This window comes from Cellulomonas sp. NPDC058312, assembly GCF_042880135.1.
GTDB lineage: Bacteria > Actinomycetota > Actinomycetes > Actinomycetales > Cellulomonadaceae > Cellulomonas.
On the sequence record NZ_JBHVZE010000003.1, the window covers coordinates 276,062 to 296,062 of the forward strand.

Genomic DNA, 20,001 nt, shown 5'->3' on the forward strand with positions numbered 1-20,001 from the left:
CCGGCAGGGGCGACCTCGGTGGGGCTGGCGCGGAGCGCGTCAGGGCGTGCGGGTGTGGAACCGCAGCTGGGCCTTCTCCAGCCCCTCGGTGACCAGCAGCTCGACCGCGTCGGCGGCCGCGTCGAGCAGCCAGGGCAGGTCCTTCTGCTCCGGCTTGGCGAAGTCCCGCAGCACGAAGTCCGCCGCGTCCATCCGGCCCGGAGGCCGCCCGACGCCGACCCGGACCCGCAGGTAGTCCTTGGTGCCGAGCGCCTTGGTCGTGTCGCGCAGGCCGTTGTGCCCGCCCTCACCGCCGCCGAGCTTGAGCCGGATCTCCCCGAACGGGATGTCCAGCTCGTCGTGCACCATCACGACGCGCTCCGGCGGGACGTCGTAGTACCGCGCGAGCGCCGCGACCGGGCCGCCCGACGTGTTCATGTACGTCGACGGCTTCGCGAGCACCCCCCGCGGACCCGGCACCCCGCCCGGACCGGTGCCGATCCGCACCTCGGCGGTCGCCGCCTGCGGACGCCGGGACAGCACGCCGCCGCCCTTCGCCGAGAACGACGCACCCGCGCGCCGGGCCAGCTCGTCCAGCACCATCTGCCCGACGTTGTGCCGGTTCCCCACGTACTGCGGGCCCGGGTTCCCCAGGCCGACCACCAACCAGCGCCCCTCGCTCATCGCGGCGCAGCTCCTCTCGTCGGACCGCCGTCACGGGCGGACCGGTCGTCCGTCCGGGAAGCAGGACGCCCGGCACCGTCGCACGGTACCGGGCGTCCCAGCAGGGTCGGCGCGCCCGCGGGACGCGCCGGTCGGATCACTCCGCGGCGGCGGCCTCGGCCTCGGCCTCGTCGGCGGCGCGGTCCTCGGCGGAGACGCTCGGGACCGTGACGGTGACGATGACCTGCTCGGCGTCGCCCTCCAGCACGGAGCCGGACGGCAGGGTGATCTCACCGGCGGTGATCGCGGTGCCGGCCTCGAGACCCTCGATGGAGACCTCGACGTTCTGCGGCAGGTGCGTCGCCTCGGCCTCGAGGGACAGCGTCTGGATCTCGACGATGTGGATCGTGCCGGGGGCCGACTCGCCCACGACGACGACGGGGACCTCGACGGAGACCTTCTCGCCGCGGTTCACGATGAGCAGGTCGAGGTGCTCGATGACGTTCTTGACCGGGTCCTTCTGGACGTCCTTGGCCAGGGCCAGGACCGGCTTGCCGTCGACCTGGATCTCGAACAGCGCGTTCGAGGCGCCCTTGAGGGCCAGCATGGTCTCGTGGCCCGGGAGGGCGACGTGCACCGGGTCCGTGCCGTGCCCGTACAGGACGGCGGGGATCTGGTGGGCGCGACGCAGGCGGCGGGCGGCGCCCTTGCCGAACTCGGTGCGGGCGGTGGCGGCGAGCTGGATCTCGGACACGGGTGACTCCCAGGTGTGAGGGCGGTGGCGACGGTGGTGGCCTCGACGCGGGGCGCTGGACGGGCACGCGGAGGCGTTCCACCCTGTCGATCACGGAGCGGAGCGTCCGCCGAAGCTCTCCGGTGGCCGTCCGACATCCCTCGCCGAGGCAACTTCCCCATGATAGCGGCGCCCGGCACCCAGACGAAACCACCCGCCTCCCGCACCCGCACCGCGCGGCGCCCCGCCACCCCGCCCCGCCACCCCCACCGAGATAGGACTGTCCGGCCGAGACAGGGCGCCCGGACGCCCTGTCTCGGCGCGACGGACCTATCTCGGCGAGAGGAAGGGCGGGGCGGGCGGGGCGGGGCGGGGACGGGAGGGCCGCCCGACGAGCGAGGCCCGCCGCCCCGGGTGGGGTGGCGGGCCTCGGTCGTCAGGCTGCGGGCGTCAGGACTGGCCGTCGAACAGGCTGGTCACCGAGCCGTCGTCGAACACCTCGCGGATCGCGCGGGCGATCAGCGGCGCGATCGACAGCACCGTCAGCTTCTCGAACCGGTGCTCCTCGGGGATCGGCAGCGTGTCCGTGACGATGACCTCGCGGGCCCCGCACTGCTGCAGCCGGTCCGTCGCGGGGTCGGACAGCACGCCGTGCGTCGCCGCCACGATGACGTCCTTCGCGCCGGCCTCGTGCAGCACGCGCACGGCGCCGGTGATCGTCCCCGCGGTGTCGATCAGGTCGTCGACGAGCACGCAGGTGCGGCCCTCGACGTCGCCGACGACGCGGTTCGCGACGGTCTTGTTCGGCTGGCGGATGTCGCGCGACTTGTGCACGAACGCCAGCGGGCCGCCGCCGAGCTTCTGCGCCCACAGCTCGGCCACGCGGATGCGGCCGGCGTCGGGCGACACGACGGTGACGTTCTGCACGTCGACGCGGGTCCGCACGTAGTCCGTGAGGATCGGCATCGCCCACAGGTGGTCGACCGGGCCGTCGAAGAAGCCCTGGATCTGCGCGGCGTGCAGGTCAACGCTCATCAGGCGGTCCGCGCCGGCGGTCTTGAACAGGTCCGCCATCAGGCGGGCCGAGATCGGCTCGCGACCGCGGTGCTTCTTGTCCTGGCGGGCGTAGCCGTAGAACGGGGCGATCACGGTGATGGTCTTCGCGGAGGCGCGCTTGAGCGCGTCCACCATGAGGAACTGCTCCATCAGCCACTGGTTGATCGGCGCCGCGTGGCTCTGCAGCACGAAGACGTCCGCACCGCGCACGGACTCCGCGAACCGCACGTAGATCTCGCCGTTGGCGAAGTCGTAGGCCGTGGTGGGCAGCAGGTCGATGTCGAGGCTCTTGGCCACGGCGGCGGCGAGCTCGGGGTGCGCGCGGCCCGAGACGAGGACGAGGCGCTTCTCACCGTCCTGCGAGACGATCCCGGTCATCGTGCGGTGTCCTCCGTGCTGGGCTGGGCGTCGGGCAGCGGTGCCGGGTGGTCCGGCAGGTCCGGTGGCGGCTTCGGTGCGCCGGTGCCCGCGGCCTGCCCGGCGCGCTCGCGCTCGGCGCGGGCCTGCGGGGACAGGTCGGCGTGCTCGTCGCGGGCGCGCGCGGCGGCCTCGGCGGCCGGCGTCCCCGGGCGGGACCGGGCGACCCAGCCCTCGATGTTCCGCTGGGCGCCGGCGCTGACCGCCAGGGCACCCGCGGGGACGTCGTGCCGGATCACGGAGCCCGCGCCGGTGTACGCGCCGTCACCGACGACCACCGGGGCGACGAACATGTTGTCCGAGCCGGTGCGGGCGTACGAGCCGATGGTCGTGCGGTGCTTGCGGACGCCGTCGTAGTTGACGAACACGCTGGCCGCGCCGATGTTCGTCTCCTCGCCGATGGTCGCGTCGCCCACGTAGGACAGGTGCGGGACCTTCGACCCGGCGCCGATCTCGGCGTTCTTCGTCTCGACGAACGTGCCGATCTTGCCGCGCTCCCCGAGCACCGTGCCGGGGCGCAGGTAGGCGAACGGTCCGACGGTGGCGCCCGCGCCGATCACGGCCAGCGAGCCGTGCGTGCGGATCACCGTCGCGCCCTCGTGGACCTCGACGTCCTGGAGCGTGGTGTCGGGGCCGACGGTCGCGCCGCTCGCCACCGCGGTGGCCCCGAGCAGCTGCGTGCCCGGCAGCAGCGTGACGTCCTGCGCGAGCTCGACCTCGACGTCGACCCACGTGGTCGCGGGGTCGACGACCGTGACGCCGGCGCGCATCCAGCCGTCCAGCACGCGGCGGTTCAGCTCCGCGCGCAGGACCGCGAGCTGCGCGCGGTCGTTGACGCCCTCGACCAGGACGGGGTCGTCGGTGCGCAGCGCGCGCACCCGGCCGCCGTCGCCGCGGGCGATCGCCAGCACGTCGGTCAGGTAGACCTCGCCCTGCGCGTTGTCCCGGCCCAGGCGGCCGAACGCCCCCCGGAGCACGGCGGCGTCGAAGACGTAGACGGAGGAGTTGATCTCGGCGATCGCGCGCTGGGCGTCGGTCGCGTCCTTCTCCTCCACGATGCCGAGCACGTCGCCCGCCTCCGGGCCCTCGGTCGCGCGCAGGATCCGGCCGTAGCCGGTCGGCTCCGCGACCTCGGTGGTCAGGACGGTCACGGCGTTGCCGTCGGCGGCGTGCGCGGCGAGCAGCTCGCCGAGCGTCTCGCCGTCCAGCAGCGGGATGTCGCCCGCGAGGACCACGACCGGGCCCTCGACGAGGACGCCCGCGGCGGAGCCGGCGTCGCCCTGGCCGTCGTCCGCGGAGGCGACCTCGGCCTGCGCGGCGGCGTCCAGCACGTTCAGCGCGCACTGCACGGCGCGGCCGGTGCCCGGGACGTCGTCCTGGTCGGCGACCAGCACCTGCGGCAGCAGCTCGCGGGCGTGCGCCGCCACCTGCTCGCGCTCGTGCCGGACGACGACGGCGGTGCGTCGCGGGTCCAGCGCCTGCGCGGCGGCCAGCGCGTGGCCGAGCATGGAGCGGCCCGCGAGGGTGTGCAGGACCTTGGGTGTGGCCGATCGCATCCGGGTGCCCTCACCTGCGGCGAGGACGATGACCGCAGCGGGTCGGGGGGTGGTCACCTGGGGGTGCTCCCTCGGAAGAGGTCTGCCCGGTGCGCCCGTGGGGCGGACAGGGCGGGGACGTCGTGCTCCGGCACTCTACCGCCGCGCGGGCCCCGCTCGTCGCGGTCCGGGTCGCCGGGGGCGAGGTCCGGGGTGACGATGGCGACGACGACGGGGCCGGTCGACCGCGCCCCGCGACGCGGCGAGGAGGACGACGTGACGACGACCCCCGCACGGCCCCGGCTGGTCCAGACGGTGCTCGACACCACGGACCCGCGCCGGCTGGCCGAGTTCTACCGCGAGCTGCTGGGCCTGCGGTACCGGGACGGCGACGAGGCGATCGACCCGGACGGCGACGACTGGCTCGTGCTGCACGGCGACGGGCGCTGGCCGCTGGCGTTCCAGAAGGTGCCGCAGATCACGCCGCCGACCTGGCCCGACCCGACCGTGCCGCAGCAGCTGCACCTCGACATGACGGTCCCGGACGCCGCGACCCTCGACGCCGTGCACCCCTGGGTGCTGGGCCTCGGCGCCCGGCTGCTGCTCGACCGGCGCGACGACCCCGACGAGCCGCTGTACGTCTACGCCGACCCCGACGGGCACCCGTTCTGCGTGTTCGTGGGCTGAGCAGATCACCCACCGCCGCTCGTGGGCCTCACGGCTCGACTCGTCATCTCTGCGCCTCCGGCACGTCCGCGTACACGTCGGCGTGCCGGTCGAGCACGCCGAGCCGGTCCGCGGGCCAGACCGTCAGGAACGCCCTGCCCACGACGGTGTCGACGGGGATCGCCCCACCCCCGGCATCGAGGAGGTGGTACGTCGAGTCGGAGGACTGCTGACGGTTGTCCCCCATCACCCACAGAGAGCCCTCGGGAACCACCACGTCGAAGGCGACGCTGCTGGGGCTCGATCCCGGCGCCGTGTACGACGACTCGTCGATCCCGACGCCGTTCACGGTGAGCGGGTCGCCGCGGCCCGAGGAGACCACGCGGTCGCCGGGCAGGGCGATCACCCGCTTGATGAGGTGGTCCTCCGACGGCTGTGGCAGCAAGCCGACCGCGATCAGCGCCGCCTGGACCGCGTTCGTCGGCGTCGCCTCCCCGTCGGGCAACCAGCCCCCCGGGTCGGAGAAGACGACGACGTCGCCGCGCCGGAGGTCGACCAGCCCGCGCACGAGCTTGTTCACGAGCACCCGGTCACCCTCGCGCAGCGTGTCCCGCATGGACGCGCTCGGGATGACGAACGCCTGGGCGAGGAACGTCTTCACGACCAGCGACATCACGAGGGCGCTGATCAGGATGACGGCGACCTCCCGGACGAACGCAACGCCGTTCCCCCGGGGCCCGCGCCGGGCGTCCGACTGCCCGTCGCCCGGCACGACGGACGAGCCCGCTCGTGATCGTCGGAACGGAGACCTGAGTGCCACGCGGGAGCCTTCCGGGACTGAGGGCGGGCCCCGGGCGTGCCACAGGGCGTGCTCGGTCGAGCACCCGGCCACGCTAGAGCGACGACTCTGACGCGTAGGCCCGCAGCCGCGCGACGACGACTCCGGTGAGTGGTCGAGCGGTGTCACTGCGTGGTCGTGGACCGCCCACGGGTCCGTGATGGGAATCCGACTGAGTAGTGCGGTGCAGGACTGCTCGGTGATGCACGGAGGTAGGCCGACCCCGACGGGCACCCGTTCTGCGTGTTCGTGGGCTGAGCCGGCCTCACCAGGCCCAGGACGCGTCGGGGAGCGGGGCGGGGCAGCTCGCGGCGCCGTCGGGGAGCATCTCGAAGTGCCACGCCTCGTTCGCGTAGGTCCGGCACAGGCCGTGCTCGAGCCCGTGCTCCTGGAGCCACGCGATCCCGTCGGCCGCCCCCACGTCGACGGCGAGCCCCTGCACGTGCGCGGAGTGCTCCGGGGGCAGCACCCAGCGGTGCGCCTCCGCGGGGTCGCCGTACCGCGCCAGCGCCTCCTCGACGAGCCGCTGCTGCTCCTGCGCGGAGCGCCACCCCGACACGAGGCGCAGGTCGACGCCGTCGGCGGCCGCCGCGGCCTGCGCCGCGTTGAACCGGTCCGCGAGGTCGGGGTGCAGCCCCGTGGCGGGGGACGCGTCGGTGGCCGGCGTCCCGGAGGCAGCAGGGAGACCCGGTAGGCCCGAGGGCGGCACGCCGACCGCCGCGCGCACCTGCGGCACCAGGAGGACGGCGCCCGCGACGACCAGCACCCCGAGGGCACCGAGGAGGGCACGGGCGGGCGCGGACAGCGGGCGGGGGTGGGGGCGGTCGGGGTCCATGCGTCCAGCACACCGCGGGGCGGCGGCGCCCGTCGTCCGACCAGGGCCGGACTCCGCGGCGGCCGGGTCCGACCACGGGACGGCGGTCGGGGTGGTCCTCCGGTCGGTCGCGCCCACGGCCGGCGTCACCGGCTCCGCCCCCAGGATTCGAACCCGGACCTCAAGGCACCAAAGGCCTGTGTGCTGCCGTTACACCAGGGCGGACCGCGTCCCGGCGCACCGGACCGCGTCGGTGAGCCAGTCTGCCAGGCGCCGACCCGCCGTCGCCCCCTGCTCCGGCGTCGCGCCTGAGAGGATGGCCCGATGAGTCCCGAGCCCCGCCGCGCGCCGCGCACGACGCGAGCCCGCATGACGGCCCACCAGCGCCGCGAGCAGCTGCTGGACGTGAGCCGCCGGCTGTTCGCCGAGAAGGGCTTCGAGCAGACGTCCGTCGAGGAGATCGCGTCCCGGGCGGAGGTGTCCAAGCCGGTCGTGTACGAGCACTTCGGCGGGAAGGAGGGCATCTACGCGGTCGTCGTCGACCGGGAGATCCTCGCGCTGACCGACGCCCTGTCCGCCGCGCTGGACGAGGGCGGGCACCCGAAGGTCATGGTCGAGCGCTCGGCGCTCGCGCTGCTCGGGTACATCGAGGACTCCGAGGACGGGTTCCGGATCCTCGTCCGCGACTCGCCGGTCGCGCAGGCCACGGGCACGTTCTCCAGCCTGATCGGCGACGTCGCCACCCAGGTCGAGCACCTGCTGGCCGAGCAGTTCAAGAAGCAGCACCTCGACCCCCGCACGGCGCCGATCTACGCGCAGATGCTGGTCGGCATGGTCGCGCTCACCGGCCAGCACTGGCTCGACGCCCGCAGCCCGAAGAAGGCGGACGTCGCGGCAGCCCTGGTGAACCTGGCGTGGAACGGCCTGTCCGGCATGGAGCGCCGCCCCCGGCTGACGACCGCGCCGCCGACGAAGCGCCGCGCCGCGCGGACCGACACCGAGGCGGTCGGCGGCCCGGCCGGGGAGCCGACCCCGGGCGTCGAGTAGCCTCGCCCGCATGTCCGCCGCCGTCCCCCCGCGCCCGACCGCGTCGCCGGCCCGGGACGAGGTCGACCGGATCGTCGAGGCGTGGGCCCGGGAGCGCCCGGACCTGGACGTCGCGCCGCTGTCGGTGCTGTCCCGGGTGACCCGGTTGTCGCGGCACCTGGACCTCGCGCGGCGGCAGGCGTTCGCGCGGCACGGGCTGGAGCCGTGGGAGTTCGACGTGCTGTCGGCGCTGCGCCGCGCGGGTGCGCCCTACCGGATGTCCCCGGGGGCGCTGCTCACCCAGACGCTCGTGACCAGCGGGACGATGACGAACCGCATCGACCGGCTGGCGTCCCGGGCGCTCGTGGAGCGGCTGCCGTCGCCGGACGACCGACGCGGTGTGCTGGTCAGCCTCACCGAGGAGGGCAGGTCCCGCGTGGACGCGGCGATGTCGACGCTGCTGGACGTCGAGCGCGCCCTGCTCGGGTCTCTGCCCGCCCCGGACCGCACCCGCCTGGCGGACCTCCTGCGCACCCTCGTCGCCCCCTTCGACACCCCCTGACCCGACGACGAGAGGTCACGACACGCCGGACCGGAGCGGGTCCGGGCCGCGTGTCGTGACCTCTCGTCAGCGCGGTGGGCGCGGAGTGGGCGCGGGTGCGTGGTGCGGGTCAGGCCGCCTTGGCCAGGGCCTCGGAGAGCTTGACCCGGCGGCCGGTGCGCAGCACCGACCGGGAGTAGATGCGCGCGCCGACCGCGGTGACGCCGACGGCCGTCGCGCCGAGGATCACCAGGGACACCAGCGGCTCCCACCAGGACGCCTCGCCGAGGAACAGCCGTACCGGCATCCCGACCGGGGCGCTGAACGGCACGTACGACATGATCGTCAGCACCAGGCTGTTGTCGTTGAAGAAGATGACGCCGAAGTACGGGATCATCACGAGCATCATCACGGGGGTCAGCACCGGACCGGTGTCCTCGACGCGGGACACGAGCGACGCGGCGGAGGCGAACAGCGCCGCCAGCAGCACGAAACCGACGAGGAAGAACAGCACGAACCAGGCCACCGGCGCCCCCACGAGGCCCAGCAGGTCGTCCTGGCCGGTGACCACGAGGCCGATGACGGCGACCGCGGCGATGGCCGCGATCTGGCCGACGGCGAGCACCGTGTTGCCGAGGATCTTGCCGCCGAGCAGCGCCCGCGGGGACACCGTGGACAGCAGGATCTCGACGATGCGGGACTGCTTCTCCTGCACGGTGTTCTGGGCGATGGTGCTGCCGAACGTCATCGCAGCCATGAAGAACGCGATGCCGAACACGAACGACACGATGTAGCGCAGGCCGGCCGAGGTGCCGGTGTCGTCGAGCAGCTCGACGGGCGGGGTCACCGCGAGCGCCTGCAGCACGCCGTCGGGGGCGGAGTCGAGGCAGACGACCACGACGCCGAGCGGGTTGTCCGCGTCGTCGTCGGGCAGGACCGCGGCGGTGACCTCCTCCGACTCGACGAGGGCGCGGGCGGCGGCGTCGTCGGCGGCGTCGACCGCCTCGAGCCCGTCGACGTCGGCGATCACCGACGCGGTGGCGGGGACGACCGCGACCTTGGTGTCGCCGCCGCGGAGCCGGTCGCCCAGCACGGAGGTCAGCACGATGCCGGCGAGGACGAGGACCAGCAGCACGGCCGTCGAGATGAGGAACGACTTGCTGCGGGCCTGCGTCATGATCTCGCGCTCGGCGACCATGAGGGTGCTCTGCACGCCGCCGGGGGCGGCGGGGCGCGGGCGCGGGGTGGGCGTGCTCATCGGACCGTCTCCTTCGTCCGCGCGGCGGCGGGCTCCTCGTCGTGGCGCTGCTCGTCGCGGACGATGTCGCGGAAGATCTCCGCGAGCCGCGGCTGCACCGGGGCGAACTGCTGCACGGGCGCGGCGTCCAGGGCGGCGCGCAGCACGCGCTGGGCGGTGGCCTCGTCGGCGTCGAACAGGGCGTAGCCGCCGTCGAACTCGACGACCTGCACGCCGGGCTCGGTGCGCAGCCAGCCCATGTCCCCGGACGAGGTGATCTCGTAGCGGGGCTCGGCGTACCGCCGGCGCAGCGCCTCCTTCTCCCCCGCCGCGCGGATCTTCCCGCCGGCGATGACGACGACGTCGTCGCAGAGCCGCTCCACCACGTCGAGCTGGTGGGACGAGAACAGCACGGGCACCCCGCGGGCGGCGTGCTCGGACAGGACGCCCAGCACGACGTCGACGGCCATCGGGTCGAGGCCGGAGAACGGCTCGTCGAGGATCAGCACCTCGGGCTCGTGGACCAGCGCGGCGGCGATCTGCGCGCGCTGCTGGTTGCCGAGGGACAGGTCGTCGACCGGGCTGGTCAGGCGCTCGCCGAGGCCGAGGCGCTCGAGGATGTCGCGGGCCCGCTCGGCGGCGGCGCGGCGGTCGTAGCCGTGCAGCCGCGCGAGGTAGGTGATCTGGTCGAGCACGTGCATCTTGGGGTAGAGGCCGCGCTCCTCCGGCATGTAGCCGAACGCCCGGCGCTCGTCGTGGCCGAGGGGCCGGCCGTCGATGGTGACCGTCCCGGAGTCCGGCGTGAGCACGCCGAGCAGGATGCGCATCGTCGTGGTCTTGCCGGCGCCGTTGCCGCCGACGAACCCGGTGAGCTTGCCCCGCTCCACCGAGAAGCCCACGTCGTCCAGCACCAGGCGGTCCCCGAAGGACCGGTGGATGCCGTCGAGCTGCAGCATGTCGTCTCCCGTGTCGTCTCGTCGTCGGCGGTGGTCCGTCCGACGGGGTCAACGCTAGGAGCCCCGCCCCCACCGGCACCTCGGCCGCCGGACGGAACTTCGCCGGGCCGGGGGCCTCCGCCCCGAGGGGGAGGGGGTCAGTCGGTGAGGCCGTGCTCGAACGCGTAGACGACGGCCTGCACCCGGTCCCGCAGGCCCAGCTTGGTCAGGACGTTGGACACGTGGGTCTTGACGGTGGCCCTGCCCAGGACGAGCTCGGCGGCGATCTCGTCGTTGCTCAGGCCCCGCGCGACGAGGCGCAGCACCTCGAGCTCGCGCTCGGTCAGCCCGGAGGCGGAGGCGGCCGCGGGGTCGCGCGGGGGCAGCACGCCGGCCGCGGCGCTCCCCCCTGCGGCGGAGCCGCCGACGACCGCGCGGGCGATCACGGCCCGGGTCACCTCGGGGGACAGCAGCGCGTCGCCGGCGGCCACGGCCCGCACCGCGTCGGCCAGCTGCTCGGGCCGGGAGTTCTTCAGCAGGAACCCCGCGGCGCCGGCCTGCAGGGACTCCAGCAGGTAGTCGTCGCGGTTGAACGTGGTCAGCACGAGCACGCCGGCGGTGACATCGGGGTCGGCGGTGAGCCGCCGGGTCGCCTCCAGGCCGTCGACCTCGGGCATCTGCACGTCCATGCAGATCACGTCGGGCCGCAGGGCGCGCGCGAGCTCGACGGCCTCGCGCCCGTTGCTCGCCTGCCCGACGACCTCGATGTCCGGCGACGCGCCGAGGATGGTCGCCAGCCCGGCGCGCAGCAGCGCCTGGTCGTCGGCGAGCAGCACCCGCACCGGTCGGTCGGGTCCGAACGCCACGGGCTCCGCCGCGTCGTCGACGATCTCGGTCATCGTGCTCCTCCAGCTCGCGGTGCGAGCGGCACCCGCGCCCGCACCAGGTACCCCCCGCGCCCGCGGGCGCCCGTCTCGAGCGTGCCGCCGTCGGCGGCGACCCGCTCCCGCATCCCGACCAGCCCGAGGCCGCCGGACGCCATCCGCACGCGCCGGCCCGCTGCGGCGTCGTTCGCGACCTCCAGCTCGACGGCGTCCGGGGCGTACCGCAGCCGGACGTCGACCCGGGCTCCGGTGCCCGCGTGCTTGCGCACGTTCGTCAGGGCCTCCTGGCAGATCCGGTACAGGTTCAGCGAGGTCAGCGGCGGGACCCGCAGCGGGTCGCCGACGACCTGGAACTGCGCGACGAGGCCGGCGTCGGAGGCCTGCTGCACGAGCTCCGGCAGCCGTTCGACGCTGAGCGACCCGACGGCGTTGCCGGCCTCGGTCTCGGCGCCGGTGTGCCGCAGCGTGCTCAGCAGCCCGTGCAGCTCGTCGACGGCCTCCCGCGCGGAGTCCTCGACCTGCTCGAGGGCGGCGGCGGCCTGCTGCGGGTCTGCGCCGAGCACCATCCGCGCGGCGGCGGCCTGCACGCCCATCATCGACACGTGGTGGGCGACGGCGTCGTGCAGCTCGCGGGCGAGGCGGAGCCGCTCGATGGCGACGGCCTGCTCCTCCACGCGACGCCGCTCGCCGACCAGCTGCCTGCCGCGCCACTCGGTGCGGGCGCGCTCGCGCGCGGCGCCCCAGGCGTGCTCGCCGAACCACCACGCCCCGGCGAAGTACAGGATGTTGGTGAGCAGCTGGATCAGCAGGAACGCGACCAGCGGTGAGAACGCGCCGGCGTTCGAGAACCCCTCGATGCCCTCCGGGTCGGTGACGGCCTGGAACATGGCGATCAGCAGCCAGACGAACATCCCGACGACCACCACGGCGCGCACCCACACCGCGCGGGTGCGCCGCGGCTCCCAGGCACCCACGGAGTACAGCGCCATGAACAGGGCGATGTTGGCGAACAGCGTCTCCGGCACGCGCGTCTCGGCCAGCACCACGAACGCGACCGCCACGACGACCGCGACCGCGGACGGCCACCGGCGGCGCACGGCGAGCGGCGCGCTGAGCCCGAGCAGCACCAGGACCGACACCCACCCGGCCGCGGGCTCGTCGTACATGCCCGCGGTCCGGCCCAGCGCCAGGCTGAGCACCCCGCCCACGAGCATGCCCGCGGCGAGCAGCACGTCGGCGCGGCGCTGGTCCCCCGTGATCGGCGCCCGGTGCCAGCCCGGGGCGTCGGGGTCGTCGACGACCTCGGGGGCGGTCGCCAGGTCGGGGGCGGCCGGAGCGTCGGGGGCAGCGGGGTCGCTGTCGGGGCGGAGCACGCACCCACCGTATCGGGACGAAGGTGACGTACCGAGCCGGTCGGCAGCGCGTCAGCGCGTCACGGTGAACCCGCCCGCCGCGACCCGCACCGGACCGCCCGCCCGGACGGCGACCCGCCGCGCGAACCGGCCGTCCGGCTCGTAGGCCGCACCCGACCCGTCCGCCAGGGCGGCGACGTCCGTGCCCCGCGCGGTAGCGCCGGCGTACAGCACGGCGTCCCCGCCGGTGGTGGTCCACCGGGCGGTGGCGACCGCGGGGCGCAGCAGCAGCGCGTCGAGCCGCAGCTCCCCGCTCTCGGCGGTGCACCGCACGGTGACAGGCCCGCGGTCGGGGAGCGGCCGGTCCAGCAGCTGCGGCACCAGGCTGCCGTCCGCCTCCGTGAGCCCGGCCGGGCCGGTGCCCCCGTTCTGCGTCCGGCCGAGCCGCGGACCGCCGACCACCTCCCACCGTGCACGACCGGAGTCCGCGGCGGTGCGCCACACCAGCGGCAGCGCCCACGCCCCGGGTGCGGCGCCGACGTCGAACTCCACCCACTGCCCGGCGGGCACGCGGACGTACCCGGCGCCGACCAGGTTGCCCTCCCCGGTCCAGGCGCCCTCCGCGGGCCGCACGACGGTGCACCCCGGGCCGAGCCGCGCGGACTCGGCGTCCAGGACGCGCAGCCCGTCGTGCGCGGCGAGGCCCGTGACGCCCCGGGCGATCTCCGCGACGTCCGGCCGGGCGTCGAGCAGCTGCATGGCGAGCAGGGCGTGGATCGTCGACTCGGCGCCGGCGTTCCGGTTGACCCGGCCGTCGGTCTCGACCCCGTCGGCCGCGACCCCGGTGGCGGGGTCGTAGACGGGCACGCCGGCGGTGTTCGCGCCGAAGAACCAGCCCGCCGCCAGGCCGCCGAGCACCCGCAGCCCCGGCCCGCCCCCGGCGTCGGCGGCCGCGAGCGCCGCGGCCACCCGGCCGTGCGCGCCGTAGGCGATCTGCGCCTCCGCGGGGGTCGGCGCCCACGCGTTGGCCGGTCCGCCGGTGGCGAGCAGCAGGGGCGTGAACGTGCCGGCGTCCGCGAGCGCCGCCCGGGTCCACTCCCGGCGGCCCCGCAGCGCGCCCGCGGCGGCGAGCGCCTCGGGCGCGACAGCACCCCACGCGTGCCAGAACCCGGTCGACCCGGTCCACGGGAGCACGGCGCCGAACGGCCATCCCCGGGTGTCGGTGCGCATCACGGCGACGCCCTCGGCGTACCGGTCGAGCGCCCGCGCCAGGCGGCCGTCCGCGGGCAGCGCACGGACCGCGGCGACCAGGCCGAGCAGGGCCTCGGCGGTCGCGTCGGCGCCGCCCGCGATCAGCCACGCGGGCAGCCGGACGCCGTCGCTGGGCACCCGCTGCCCGTACCGGGACAGCGACTCCTGCTCGAGGGCGTCGAGGCACCGGTGCAGCCGCTCCAGGAGGAACTGCGCGAACGCGGGGTCGTCGGCGGCGAAGGCGGCGTACCCCTCGCCGAGCGCCCACACCGTGCGGGCGAGCCAGTACGACTCGGCGGAGTCGGACGGGTCGGGCAGCTCGACGGGCTCCGCGCTCGGGTTGAGCGTGCCGTCGGCCTGCTGCCAGAGCACGACGCGGCCGGCGTCGTTCTGCAGGTACGTCAGGGCGCGGAGCACCTGGTACGCCTGGTCCCGGCTCGTGGCGTCGCCCGTGGACCGCCAGTGCCGCAGCAGCACGACGGCGCAGCGGGCGATGTCGTCGGCGTTGTACGCGCCCTGGGACCAGGCCCCGGTGGCCGGGTCGAGCGTGCCGCCGCCGACCCGCCGGAACCCGGTGCCGTCGCCGAGCGCGTCGGCGTAGGTCCACGGGGCGAGGGCGGCGGACTCCTCCGCGATCCGGTACGTCGTGTGCACCCCGGCGGCGACCAGCGGCACGGTGTCGAGCAGGAACCGCAGGTGGGCGAGGTTGGTCAGCGGGGTCGCCGGGGGCGCCGGCCGGCCCGCGGGGCGGAGCCGCGGGGTGGTGGTCGAGGCGGCGGGGCCCGCGGTGGCGACCGCCACGGGGACCACCGCGCAGGCCGTGAGGAAGGTGCGTCGGGTCGTCATCGTCGGGCTCCTGCGTCGGTTCGGTCGGCGGGTGGTGGTCGGCGGGCGGCCGGCGGGTGGTCGGCGGGTCAGGCGCGCAGCGACGCCCCCCACGGCCGGGCGGGGTCGTGCACGGCGACGGCGAGCGTCGTGTCGGACTGCCCGTAGTAGGCGAACCACTGCCCGCGGTGCTGGACCAGGCCCTCGACGAACGTCACGTTGGACACCAGCCCGTGCCGGTCCTCGAAGGTCTGCGGCCGCAGCCAGGGGTCCTGGAGGCGGGCGAGCACCCGGGTGGGGTCGTCGGGGTCGATGGCGATCTGCCCGCACCGGTAGTCGACGTCCACGGTGCCGTCGTCGTGCACGGTGCGGGTGGCGCCGTTGGTCAGCATCACGAGCAGCCCGTTGTCGGTGAGCACCGGCGAGGTGCCGATCTCGACCAGGTCGGCGTCGAACGACCCCGGGGTGGGCTCGTACATCGGCTCGGTGTCGGGCGTGCCGGGGGTCCAGTGGATCAGGTCGTCGCTGGTGGCCCAGTAGATCGCCCCCTCGCCGAAGTACATCCACCACTTCCCGTGCATCGGGACGGGCACGATGACGCCGGCCTTGGACCAGTCGTGCCCGCGCGGGTCGACGGTGGCGAAGGTGTCGAACCCGGGGAACAGCGGGCCGTGCCGGGTCCAGGTGCGCAGGTCGGTCGACGTCGCGAGGCACAGCCGCGCCGCGTGCCGGTCCCAGCCGGTGTAGGTCAGGTAGTACGTGCCGTCGACGAACGCGACGCGCGGGTCCTCGCAGCCGTACCGCTCGTAGTCCTCCTGCGGGGACAGCACCGGCTCGTCCTCGCGCTCGAAGTGGTAGCCGTCCCGGCTCCGCGCGAGGCCGATGTGGGACACGATGTCGTCCGCGTGCGCCCGGTAGAGCAGCACGACCTCGTCGTCGACGACGAGCGCCGCGGGGTTGTAGAGGTTCGCGGACTCCCAGGAGCCGCCGCGCGGACGCAGCACGGGGTTGCCCTCGTAGGGCACGAACGGGCCGAGCGGGAACGCCGCGCCGGTGAACCAGGGGGTGGTGGTCATGGGGTCAGCCCTTCACGGCGGAGCCGAGGTCGGTGGCGCGGAAGTACCGCTGGAACAGGCAGAACAGGACGACGACCGGGAACGCCAGCGCGCAGGCACCGGCGAGGATCGCGCCGTTGGGGTTGGCCGCGGTCTGCGCGACGTTGGAGATGTAGTTCGCGAGCGACACCGCGAGCGGCTGGAGCGCCGCGTCCTTGGTGATGAGGAACGGCCAGAGGAACTCGTTCCACGGCCCGATGAACGTGACCAGCACGACGGTCGCCAGCGCGGGCCGGACCAGCGGCAGCGCGACCGAGCGCAGGATCCGCAGCTCCCCCGCGCCGTCGATCCGCGCCGCCTCGAACATCTCCCGCGGCAGCGCCCGGAAGAACTGGGCGAAGATGAACACCGCCGTGGTGTTGATCGCGAACGGCAGGATCATGCCGAGGTAGGTGTCCCCGAGGCCGTAGCCGCGGGTGACCTGCACGTACAGCGGGATCATCAGCAGCTGGAACGGCACCATCTGCACCAGCAGCATGAGCACCCAGGTCAGCCGCCGGCCGGGGAACTGCAGCCGGGCGACCGCGTACCCCGCGAGGGTCCCGAGCACGACGGTGCCGAGCAGCACGCCGGTCGTCATGACCAGCGAGTTGACCAGGGAGCCGACCAGGTCGATCCGCGAGTCGATCTGCGCGAAGTTGTCGCCTGTCCACCCCGAGGTCGGCACCAGCCGGTCGGGGGTGTTGGTCGGGTTCTCCTGGAACGCGCCGACCACCATGAAGTAGAAGGGGAACGCGAACACCAGCGCCGCTGCGGCGAGCAGCACGTGGCGCACGATCCCCGGAGCACGTCGGGTGCGCACGGTCACCTCTCCCGGTTCAGGCGGTTGGCGGTCAGGGACAGCAGCCCGACGACGACGACCAGCAGCATGCCGATGGCCGCCGCGGTGTCCGGGTTCTGCTGCTGGATGCCGCGCTGGTAGATGAGCAGCACGGGGGTGACGGACGCGCCGTCGGGGCCGCCGCCGCTGGTCAGCAGGTACGGCTCGGTGAACAGGTTGGTGCCGGTGATGATCGCCAGGATCAGGACGAGCGTCGTGGTCGTCCGCACCCCCGGCACCGTCACGTTGAGGAACCGCTGGAACCCGCTCGCGCCGTCGGTCTCGGCCGACTCGTGCAGCTCCCGGGGGACGTTCTGCAGCGCCGCGAGGTACAGCAGCACGTAGAACCCGAGCTGCTTCCAGGTCACGAACAGCGCGATCGTCGGCATCGCGAGCCCCTTGTTCACCAGCCACGACGGGTCCGGGGCCAGCGGCCCGAGCACGGCGTTGACCAGCCCGTTCGACGAGAACAGCAGCAGCCACACGCCGACCAGCGACACGCTCGCCGTCAGGTACGGCACGTAGTACGCGACGCGGTACGCCGCCGCCCACCGCACCCCGGCGTTCAGCGCCGACGCCAGCACCAGCGCGAGCACCACCGTCAGCGGCACGTTGATGACCAGGAACACCGCGGTGTTCCGGAACGACCGCAGCACCTGCGGGTCGGTCAGCACGGCGACGAAGTTGTCCAGCCCGACGAACGGCTTCGGCACCTCGACGCCGGGGGCGGTGAAGAAGTAGTCGTGCACCGACATGTACCCCGCGAACCCGAGCGGGTAGGCGAACACGACGAGCACGAACACCAGGTACGGCGCGGCGAGCAGCGTGCCGACCGGCTGCCCGCCCCACCAGCGGCGGCGACCCCGCCGGGCCGGGGCGGGCGCGCGGCGTCGCGCGTCCGGCCCGGCCGTCACGGCGGTCACGTCAGCCCTGCACGAGGTCGTCGATCTTCGCCGCCGCGGAGCTGAGGAACTCCTCCACGTCGGTGCTCGCGAAGATCACCGCGGACGAGTACGCCTCACGGAACGTCTGCCACACCTCGATGGAGCTCGGGATGCTGGGCACGTCGCCGGTGCGGGCGGCCTGGTCGGCGAACACCTCGTACTCGGGGTTCGCGGCGAAGTAGTCCGGGTACGTCGCCGCGAGGTCCTGCCGCAGCGGCATCTGGCCGGTGGCCTCGAGCAGCGCGCCGTCGTTGTCCTCGCTGGTCGAGAACTGCAGGAACTCCCACGCGGTGCCCTGGTTCTCGCAGGACGTGAACATCGAGACGTTCTTCGAGTCGGCGAACGTGGTGACGTCGTCGCGGCCGTCCGAGGTCGGCACCGGCATGAAGCCCACGTCGACGCTGTCGGCGTACGAGGCGATCGCCCACGGGCCGGCCATCTGCATGGCGGTCTGCCCGGTGACCATCGCGTCGTCGGTCGACTCCTCCTGGGGCGCGAGGCCCGCGGCGTAGACCGACGCCCAGAAGTCGCCGACCGCCTGGCCCGCCTCGCTGTCGAAGGTCGCGGCGCCGTCCTCGACGAGCAGCGTGCCGTCCGTCTCGGCCAGGTACACCGGGTAGAAGTCGAACCACGGCTGGTAGAAGTCGTTGGTCGGCGACGGCCAGATCGCGCTGGGCGCGGCGCCCGAGTCGACGATCTGCTGCGCCCCGGCGAGGAACGCGTCGAACGACGCCATCTGCGGGTCCTCCGGGTCGAGGCCCGCCTGGGCGAACAGCGCCTTGTTGTACATGACCATCACGGGGTTCGACTTCCACGGCAGCTGGTAGTAGCCGCCGTCGGTCTCGTACTGGGTGACCGCGTCCCCGCCGCGCTCGGTGAGGTAGTCGGCGCCGCCGTCGAACGTCGCGAGGTCGACGAGGCCGCCCTGCCGCACCCAGCCCGGCACCGCGGCGCTGGAGATGTTGTAGACGAGGCAGGGCGCGGTCCCCGCGGTGATCGCGGCGGTGATGGCCTCCTCCGAGGACGCGCCCGCCGGGATCTCCTGGGCGGTGACCTGCTCGTCGGGGTGGTCGGCGTTCCAGGCGTCCACGACGTCCTGGCCCCAGCCGACCTCCTGCTCGTTGTTGGACAGCCAGACGGTGATCGGGCCGGTGGCGGTGGTCGCGTCGCCGGAGCCGCCGTCGTCGCCCCCGCCGGAGCAGGCGGCGGCGGACAGGGCGACGGCGGCCACCAGGGCGGTGGTGCGGGTGGTCCTCGCGGTGCGGGTGGTCCTCATGGGAACTCCTCCTCGAGCTCAGGGGGCGGTGCTGGTGGGGGCGGGGTGGTCGTGGGTGGTGCGCGGGGCGGGGGCGTCGGTGCTCGCGCGCAGCCGCAGGACGGTGCAGTCGACCGTGACGGACGTGGGCGGGTCCCCCGCGACGTCCGCCAGGAGCCGGGTGGTGGCGACCCGGCCGCGCCGGGCGGGGTCGGTGGACACGCTGGTCAGGGCCGGGCTGAGGTGCGCGGCCAGGTGGTCGTCGTCGAACCCCGCGACCGCGAGCGCGTCGGGGACCGCGATCCCCCGGCTCTGCGCGTAGGACGCCCCGGCGATCGCCATCGTGTCGTTCGCGTAGAGGATCGCGGTGGGCCGGTCGGGCAGCTCGAGCAGCTCGGCGGTGGCCGCGCGGCCGCTGCCCGCGGTGAAGTCGGCCTCGCGCAGCAGCGCGCGGGAGCCGACCGTCTGCACGTACGCCCGGGCGCGGGCCCAGGAGTGCACGTAGCCGAGCGGGCCGGCGACGTGCGCGATCCGGGTGTGGCCGCGGGCCTGCAGGTGCGCGACGAGCTGCCGCACGGGCGCCGCGTCGTCCGTGCGGACGCACGACATCGTGGTCGGTCCGTCGTACGCGCCGAGCAGCACCGCAGGCAGGCCCAGCTGCTCGAGGAACGGCACCCGCCAGTCCTCGCGGTGCAGGTCCAGCACGATCACGCCGTCGGCGCGGCCCGCGACCATCGCCCGGTAGGCCCGCTCCTCCGCGGCGCGGTTGCCGACCACCTGGAGCACGAGGGCGACCTCCCGCTCCGCGAGCGCCTGCTCGACGCCGGCGATGAACGCGGGGAAGAACGTGTCCGAGGCGAGGATCGCCGGGTCGCGGCGCAGGACGACGCCGATCGCGTTGGCCCGGCGGATCGCGAGCGCGCGGGCGCTGGAGCTCGGCACCCAGTGCAGCTCGCGCGCGGCGGCGAAGACCCGGGCCTTGGTGGGGGCGCTGATCGGCCGCTTCCCGCTGTACGCGTGGGACACCGTGGCCTTCGTGACCCCGGCGGCGCGGGCCACGTCGGAGATCGTCGGACGGGACATCATCACTCCCTCGTGATGGACGTGCTGCGACC

Annotated in this window: 19 protein-coding genes and 1 tRNA gene; 3 read left to right on the forward strand and 17 right to left on the reverse strand. The window is 74.5% G+C overall.

The annotated features are described in order from the left end of the window. Positions 1-39: 39 nt before the first annotated feature. From pth to glmU, 4 genes are all read right to left on the reverse strand, one after another. Complete coding sequence (gene pth, locus ACFVXN_RS10175; RefSeq protein ID WP_389231266.1) at positions 40-663, reverse strand: aminoacyl-tRNA hydrolase; 624 nt, start codon at positions 661-663, stop codon at positions 40-42. A 136-nt stretch (positions 664-799) separates the two neighbouring features. Next, complete coding sequence (locus ACFVXN_RS10180) at positions 800-1,396, reverse strand: 50S ribosomal protein L25/general stress protein Ctc (protein ID WP_389231269.1); 597 nt, start codon at positions 1,394-1,396, stop codon at positions 800-802. 429 nt (positions 1,397-1,825) lie between these two features. Then, entirely contained in the window at positions 1,826-2,809 is a 984-nt protein-coding gene (locus tag ACFVXN_RS10185; protein WP_389231272.1) for a ribose-phosphate diphosphokinase, read from the reverse strand. Further along, entirely contained in the window at positions 2,806-4,461 is a 1,656-nt protein-coding gene (gene glmU, locus ACFVXN_RS10190) for a bifunctional UDP-N-acetylglucosamine diphosphorylase/glucosamine-1-phosphate N-acetyltransferase GlmU (protein WP_389231275.1), read from the reverse strand. The genes ACFVXN_RS10185 and glmU overlap by 4 nt, the downstream gene beginning before the upstream one ends. A gap of 198 nt (positions 4,462-4,659) precedes the next feature. On the opposite strand from glmU, the gene ACFVXN_RS10195 reads away from it, so the two are divergent. Beyond that, positions 4,660-5,070 carry a VOC family protein gene (locus ACFVXN_RS10195; protein WP_389231278.1) on the forward strand — a complete coding sequence of 137 codons (411 nt, stop codon included), beginning with the start codon at positions 4,660-4,662 and terminating at the stop codon, positions 5,068-5,070. Between the two features lie 43 nt (positions 5,071-5,113). On the opposite strand, the gene lepB is transcribed toward ACFVXN_RS10195, so the two are convergent. The 3 genes from lepB to ACFVXN_RS10210 all read right to left on the reverse strand — a co-directional run bounded on the left by lepB (position 5,114) and on the right by ACFVXN_RS10210 (position 6,926). Beyond that, entirely contained in the window at positions 5,114-5,869 is a 756-nt protein-coding gene (gene lepB, locus ACFVXN_RS10200) for a signal peptidase I (RefSeq protein WP_389231281.1), read from the reverse strand. A 283-nt stretch (positions 5,870-6,152) separates the two neighbouring features. Beyond that, a complete protein-coding gene (locus ACFVXN_RS10205; protein ID WP_389231283.1) occupies positions 6,153-6,722 on the reverse strand; it encodes a M15 family metallopeptidase in 570 nt (189 codons plus the stop codon). 132 nt (positions 6,723-6,854) lie between these two features. Beyond that, positions 6,855-6,926 (reverse strand) — tRNA-Gln (locus ACFVXN_RS10210). 144 nt (positions 6,927-7,070) lie between these two features. Here ACFVXN_RS10210 and ACFVXN_RS10215 point away from each other — a divergent pair. Next, on the forward strand, positions 7,071-7,748 hold the full coding sequence (locus ACFVXN_RS10215) for a TetR/AcrR family transcriptional regulator (RefSeq protein WP_389232577.1): 678 nt from the start codon (positions 7,071-7,073) through the stop codon (positions 7,746-7,748). A 10-nt stretch (positions 7,749-7,758) separates the two neighbouring features. Continuing rightward, positions 7,759-8,289: a MarR family winged helix-turn-helix transcriptional regulator gene (locus ACFVXN_RS10220; protein WP_389231286.1), complete on the forward strand. Its 531-nt coding sequence runs from the start codon at positions 7,759-7,761 to the stop codon at positions 8,287-8,289. Positions 8,290-8,398: 109 nt separating this feature from the next. On the opposite strand, the gene ACFVXN_RS10225 is transcribed toward ACFVXN_RS10220, so the two are convergent. The 10 genes from ACFVXN_RS10225 to ACFVXN_RS10270 form a co-directional block, all read right to left on the reverse strand. Continuing rightward, positions 8,399-9,526, reverse strand: coding sequence for an ABC transporter permease (locus tag ACFVXN_RS10225; RefSeq protein ID WP_389231289.1), 1,128 nt, complete (start codon positions 9,524-9,526; stop codon positions 8,399-8,401). Beyond that, entirely contained in the window at positions 9,523-10,461 is a 939-nt protein-coding gene (locus tag ACFVXN_RS10230) for an ABC transporter ATP-binding protein (protein ID WP_389231292.1), read from the reverse strand. The genes ACFVXN_RS10225 and ACFVXN_RS10230 overlap by 4 nt, the downstream gene beginning before the upstream one ends. Positions 10,462-10,598: 137 nt before the next feature. Continuing rightward, entirely contained in the window at positions 10,599-11,339 is a 741-nt protein-coding gene (locus tag ACFVXN_RS10235) for a response regulator (protein ID WP_389231295.1), read from the reverse strand. Then, a complete protein-coding gene (locus ACFVXN_RS10240) occupies positions 11,336-12,697 on the reverse strand; it encodes a sensor histidine kinase (protein WP_389231298.1) in 1,362 nt (453 codons plus the stop codon). Before ACFVXN_RS10240 ends, ACFVXN_RS10235 begins: the two co-directional genes overlap by 4 nt. A gap of 51 nt (positions 12,698-12,748) precedes the next feature. Further along, positions 12,749-14,773 (reverse strand): hypothetical protein, encoded by a 2,025-nt coding sequence (locus ACFVXN_RS10245; protein ID WP_389231301.1) that lies wholly within the window; start codon positions 14,771-14,773, stop codon positions 12,749-12,751. A 68-nt stretch (positions 14,774-14,841) separates the two neighbouring features. Further along, complete coding sequence (locus tag ACFVXN_RS10250; RefSeq protein WP_389231304.1) at positions 14,842-15,828, reverse strand: glycoside hydrolase family 130 protein; 987 nt, start codon at positions 15,826-15,828, stop codon at positions 14,842-14,844. A gap of 4 nt (positions 15,829-15,832) precedes the next feature. Beyond that, on the reverse strand, positions 15,833-16,642 hold the full coding sequence (locus ACFVXN_RS10255) for a carbohydrate ABC transporter permease (protein WP_389232580.1): 810 nt from the start codon (positions 16,640-16,642) through the stop codon (positions 15,833-15,835). Positions 16,643-16,671: 29 nt separating this feature from the next. After that, positions 16,672-17,601, reverse strand: coding sequence for a carbohydrate ABC transporter permease (locus tag ACFVXN_RS10260; protein ID WP_389232583.1), 930 nt, complete (start codon positions 17,599-17,601; stop codon positions 16,672-16,674). Positions 17,602-17,611: 10 nt separating this feature from the next. Further along, on the reverse strand, positions 17,612-18,907 hold the full coding sequence (locus ACFVXN_RS10265) for an extracellular solute-binding protein (RefSeq protein WP_389231307.1): 1,296 nt from the start codon (positions 18,905-18,907) through the stop codon (positions 17,612-17,614). Between the two features lie 18 nt (positions 18,908-18,925). Further along, positions 18,926-19,969: a LacI family DNA-binding transcriptional regulator gene (locus ACFVXN_RS10270; protein ID WP_389231310.1), complete on the reverse strand. Its 1,044-nt coding sequence runs from the start codon at positions 19,967-19,969 to the stop codon at positions 18,926-18,928. Positions 19,970-20,001 lie beyond the last annotated feature (32 nt).

Excerpts from the sequence above, each read along its gene's own strand:
- pth (WP_389231266.1), bottom strand. The coding sequence starts at position 663 with ATGAGCGAGGGGCGCTGGTTGGTGGTCGGCCTGGGGAACCCGGGCCCG.
- ACFVXN_RS10205 (WP_389231283.1), bottom strand. The coding sequence starts at position 6,722 with ATGGACCCCGACCGCCCCCACCCCCGCCCGCTGTCCGCGCCCGCCCGT.
- ACFVXN_RS10220 (WP_389231286.1), top strand. The coding sequence starts at position 7,759 with ATGTCCGCCGCCGTCCCCCCGCGCCCGACCGCGTCGCCGGCCCGGGAC.
- ACFVXN_RS10250 (WP_389231304.1), bottom strand. The coding sequence starts at position 15,828 with ATGACCACCACCCCCTGGTTCACCGGCGCGGCGTTCCCGCTCGGCCCG.
- ACFVXN_RS10230 (WP_389231292.1), bottom strand. The coding sequence starts at position 10,461 with ATGCTGCAGCTCGACGGCATCCACCGGTCCTTCGGGGACCGCCTGGTG.
- ACFVXN_RS10270 (WP_389231310.1), bottom strand. The coding sequence starts at position 19,969 with ATGTCCCGTCCGACGATCTCCGACGTGGCCCGCGCCGCCGGGGTCACG.
- ACFVXN_RS10245 (WP_389231301.1), bottom strand. The coding sequence starts at position 14,773 with ATGACGACCCGACGCACCTTCCTCACGGCCTGCGCGGTGGTCCCCGTG.
- ACFVXN_RS10215 (WP_389232577.1), top strand. The coding sequence starts at position 7,071 with ATGACGGCCCACCAGCGCCGCGAGCAGCTGCTGGACGTGAGCCGCCGG.
- ACFVXN_RS10225 (WP_389231289.1), bottom strand. The coding sequence starts at position 9,526 with ATGAGCACGCCCACCCCGCGCCCGCGCCCCGCCGCCCCCGGCGGCGTG.
- ACFVXN_RS10265 (WP_389231307.1), bottom strand. The coding sequence starts at position 18,907 with ATGAGGACCACCCGCACCGCGAGGACCACCCGCACCACCGCCCTGGTG.
- ACFVXN_RS10185 (WP_389231272.1), bottom strand. The coding sequence starts at position 2,809 with ATGACCGGGATCGTCTCGCAGGACGGTGAGAAGCGCCTCGTCCTCGTC.
- ACFVXN_RS10235 (WP_389231295.1), bottom strand. The coding sequence starts at position 11,339 with ATGACCGAGATCGTCGACGACGCGGCGGAGCCCGTGGCGTTCGGACCC.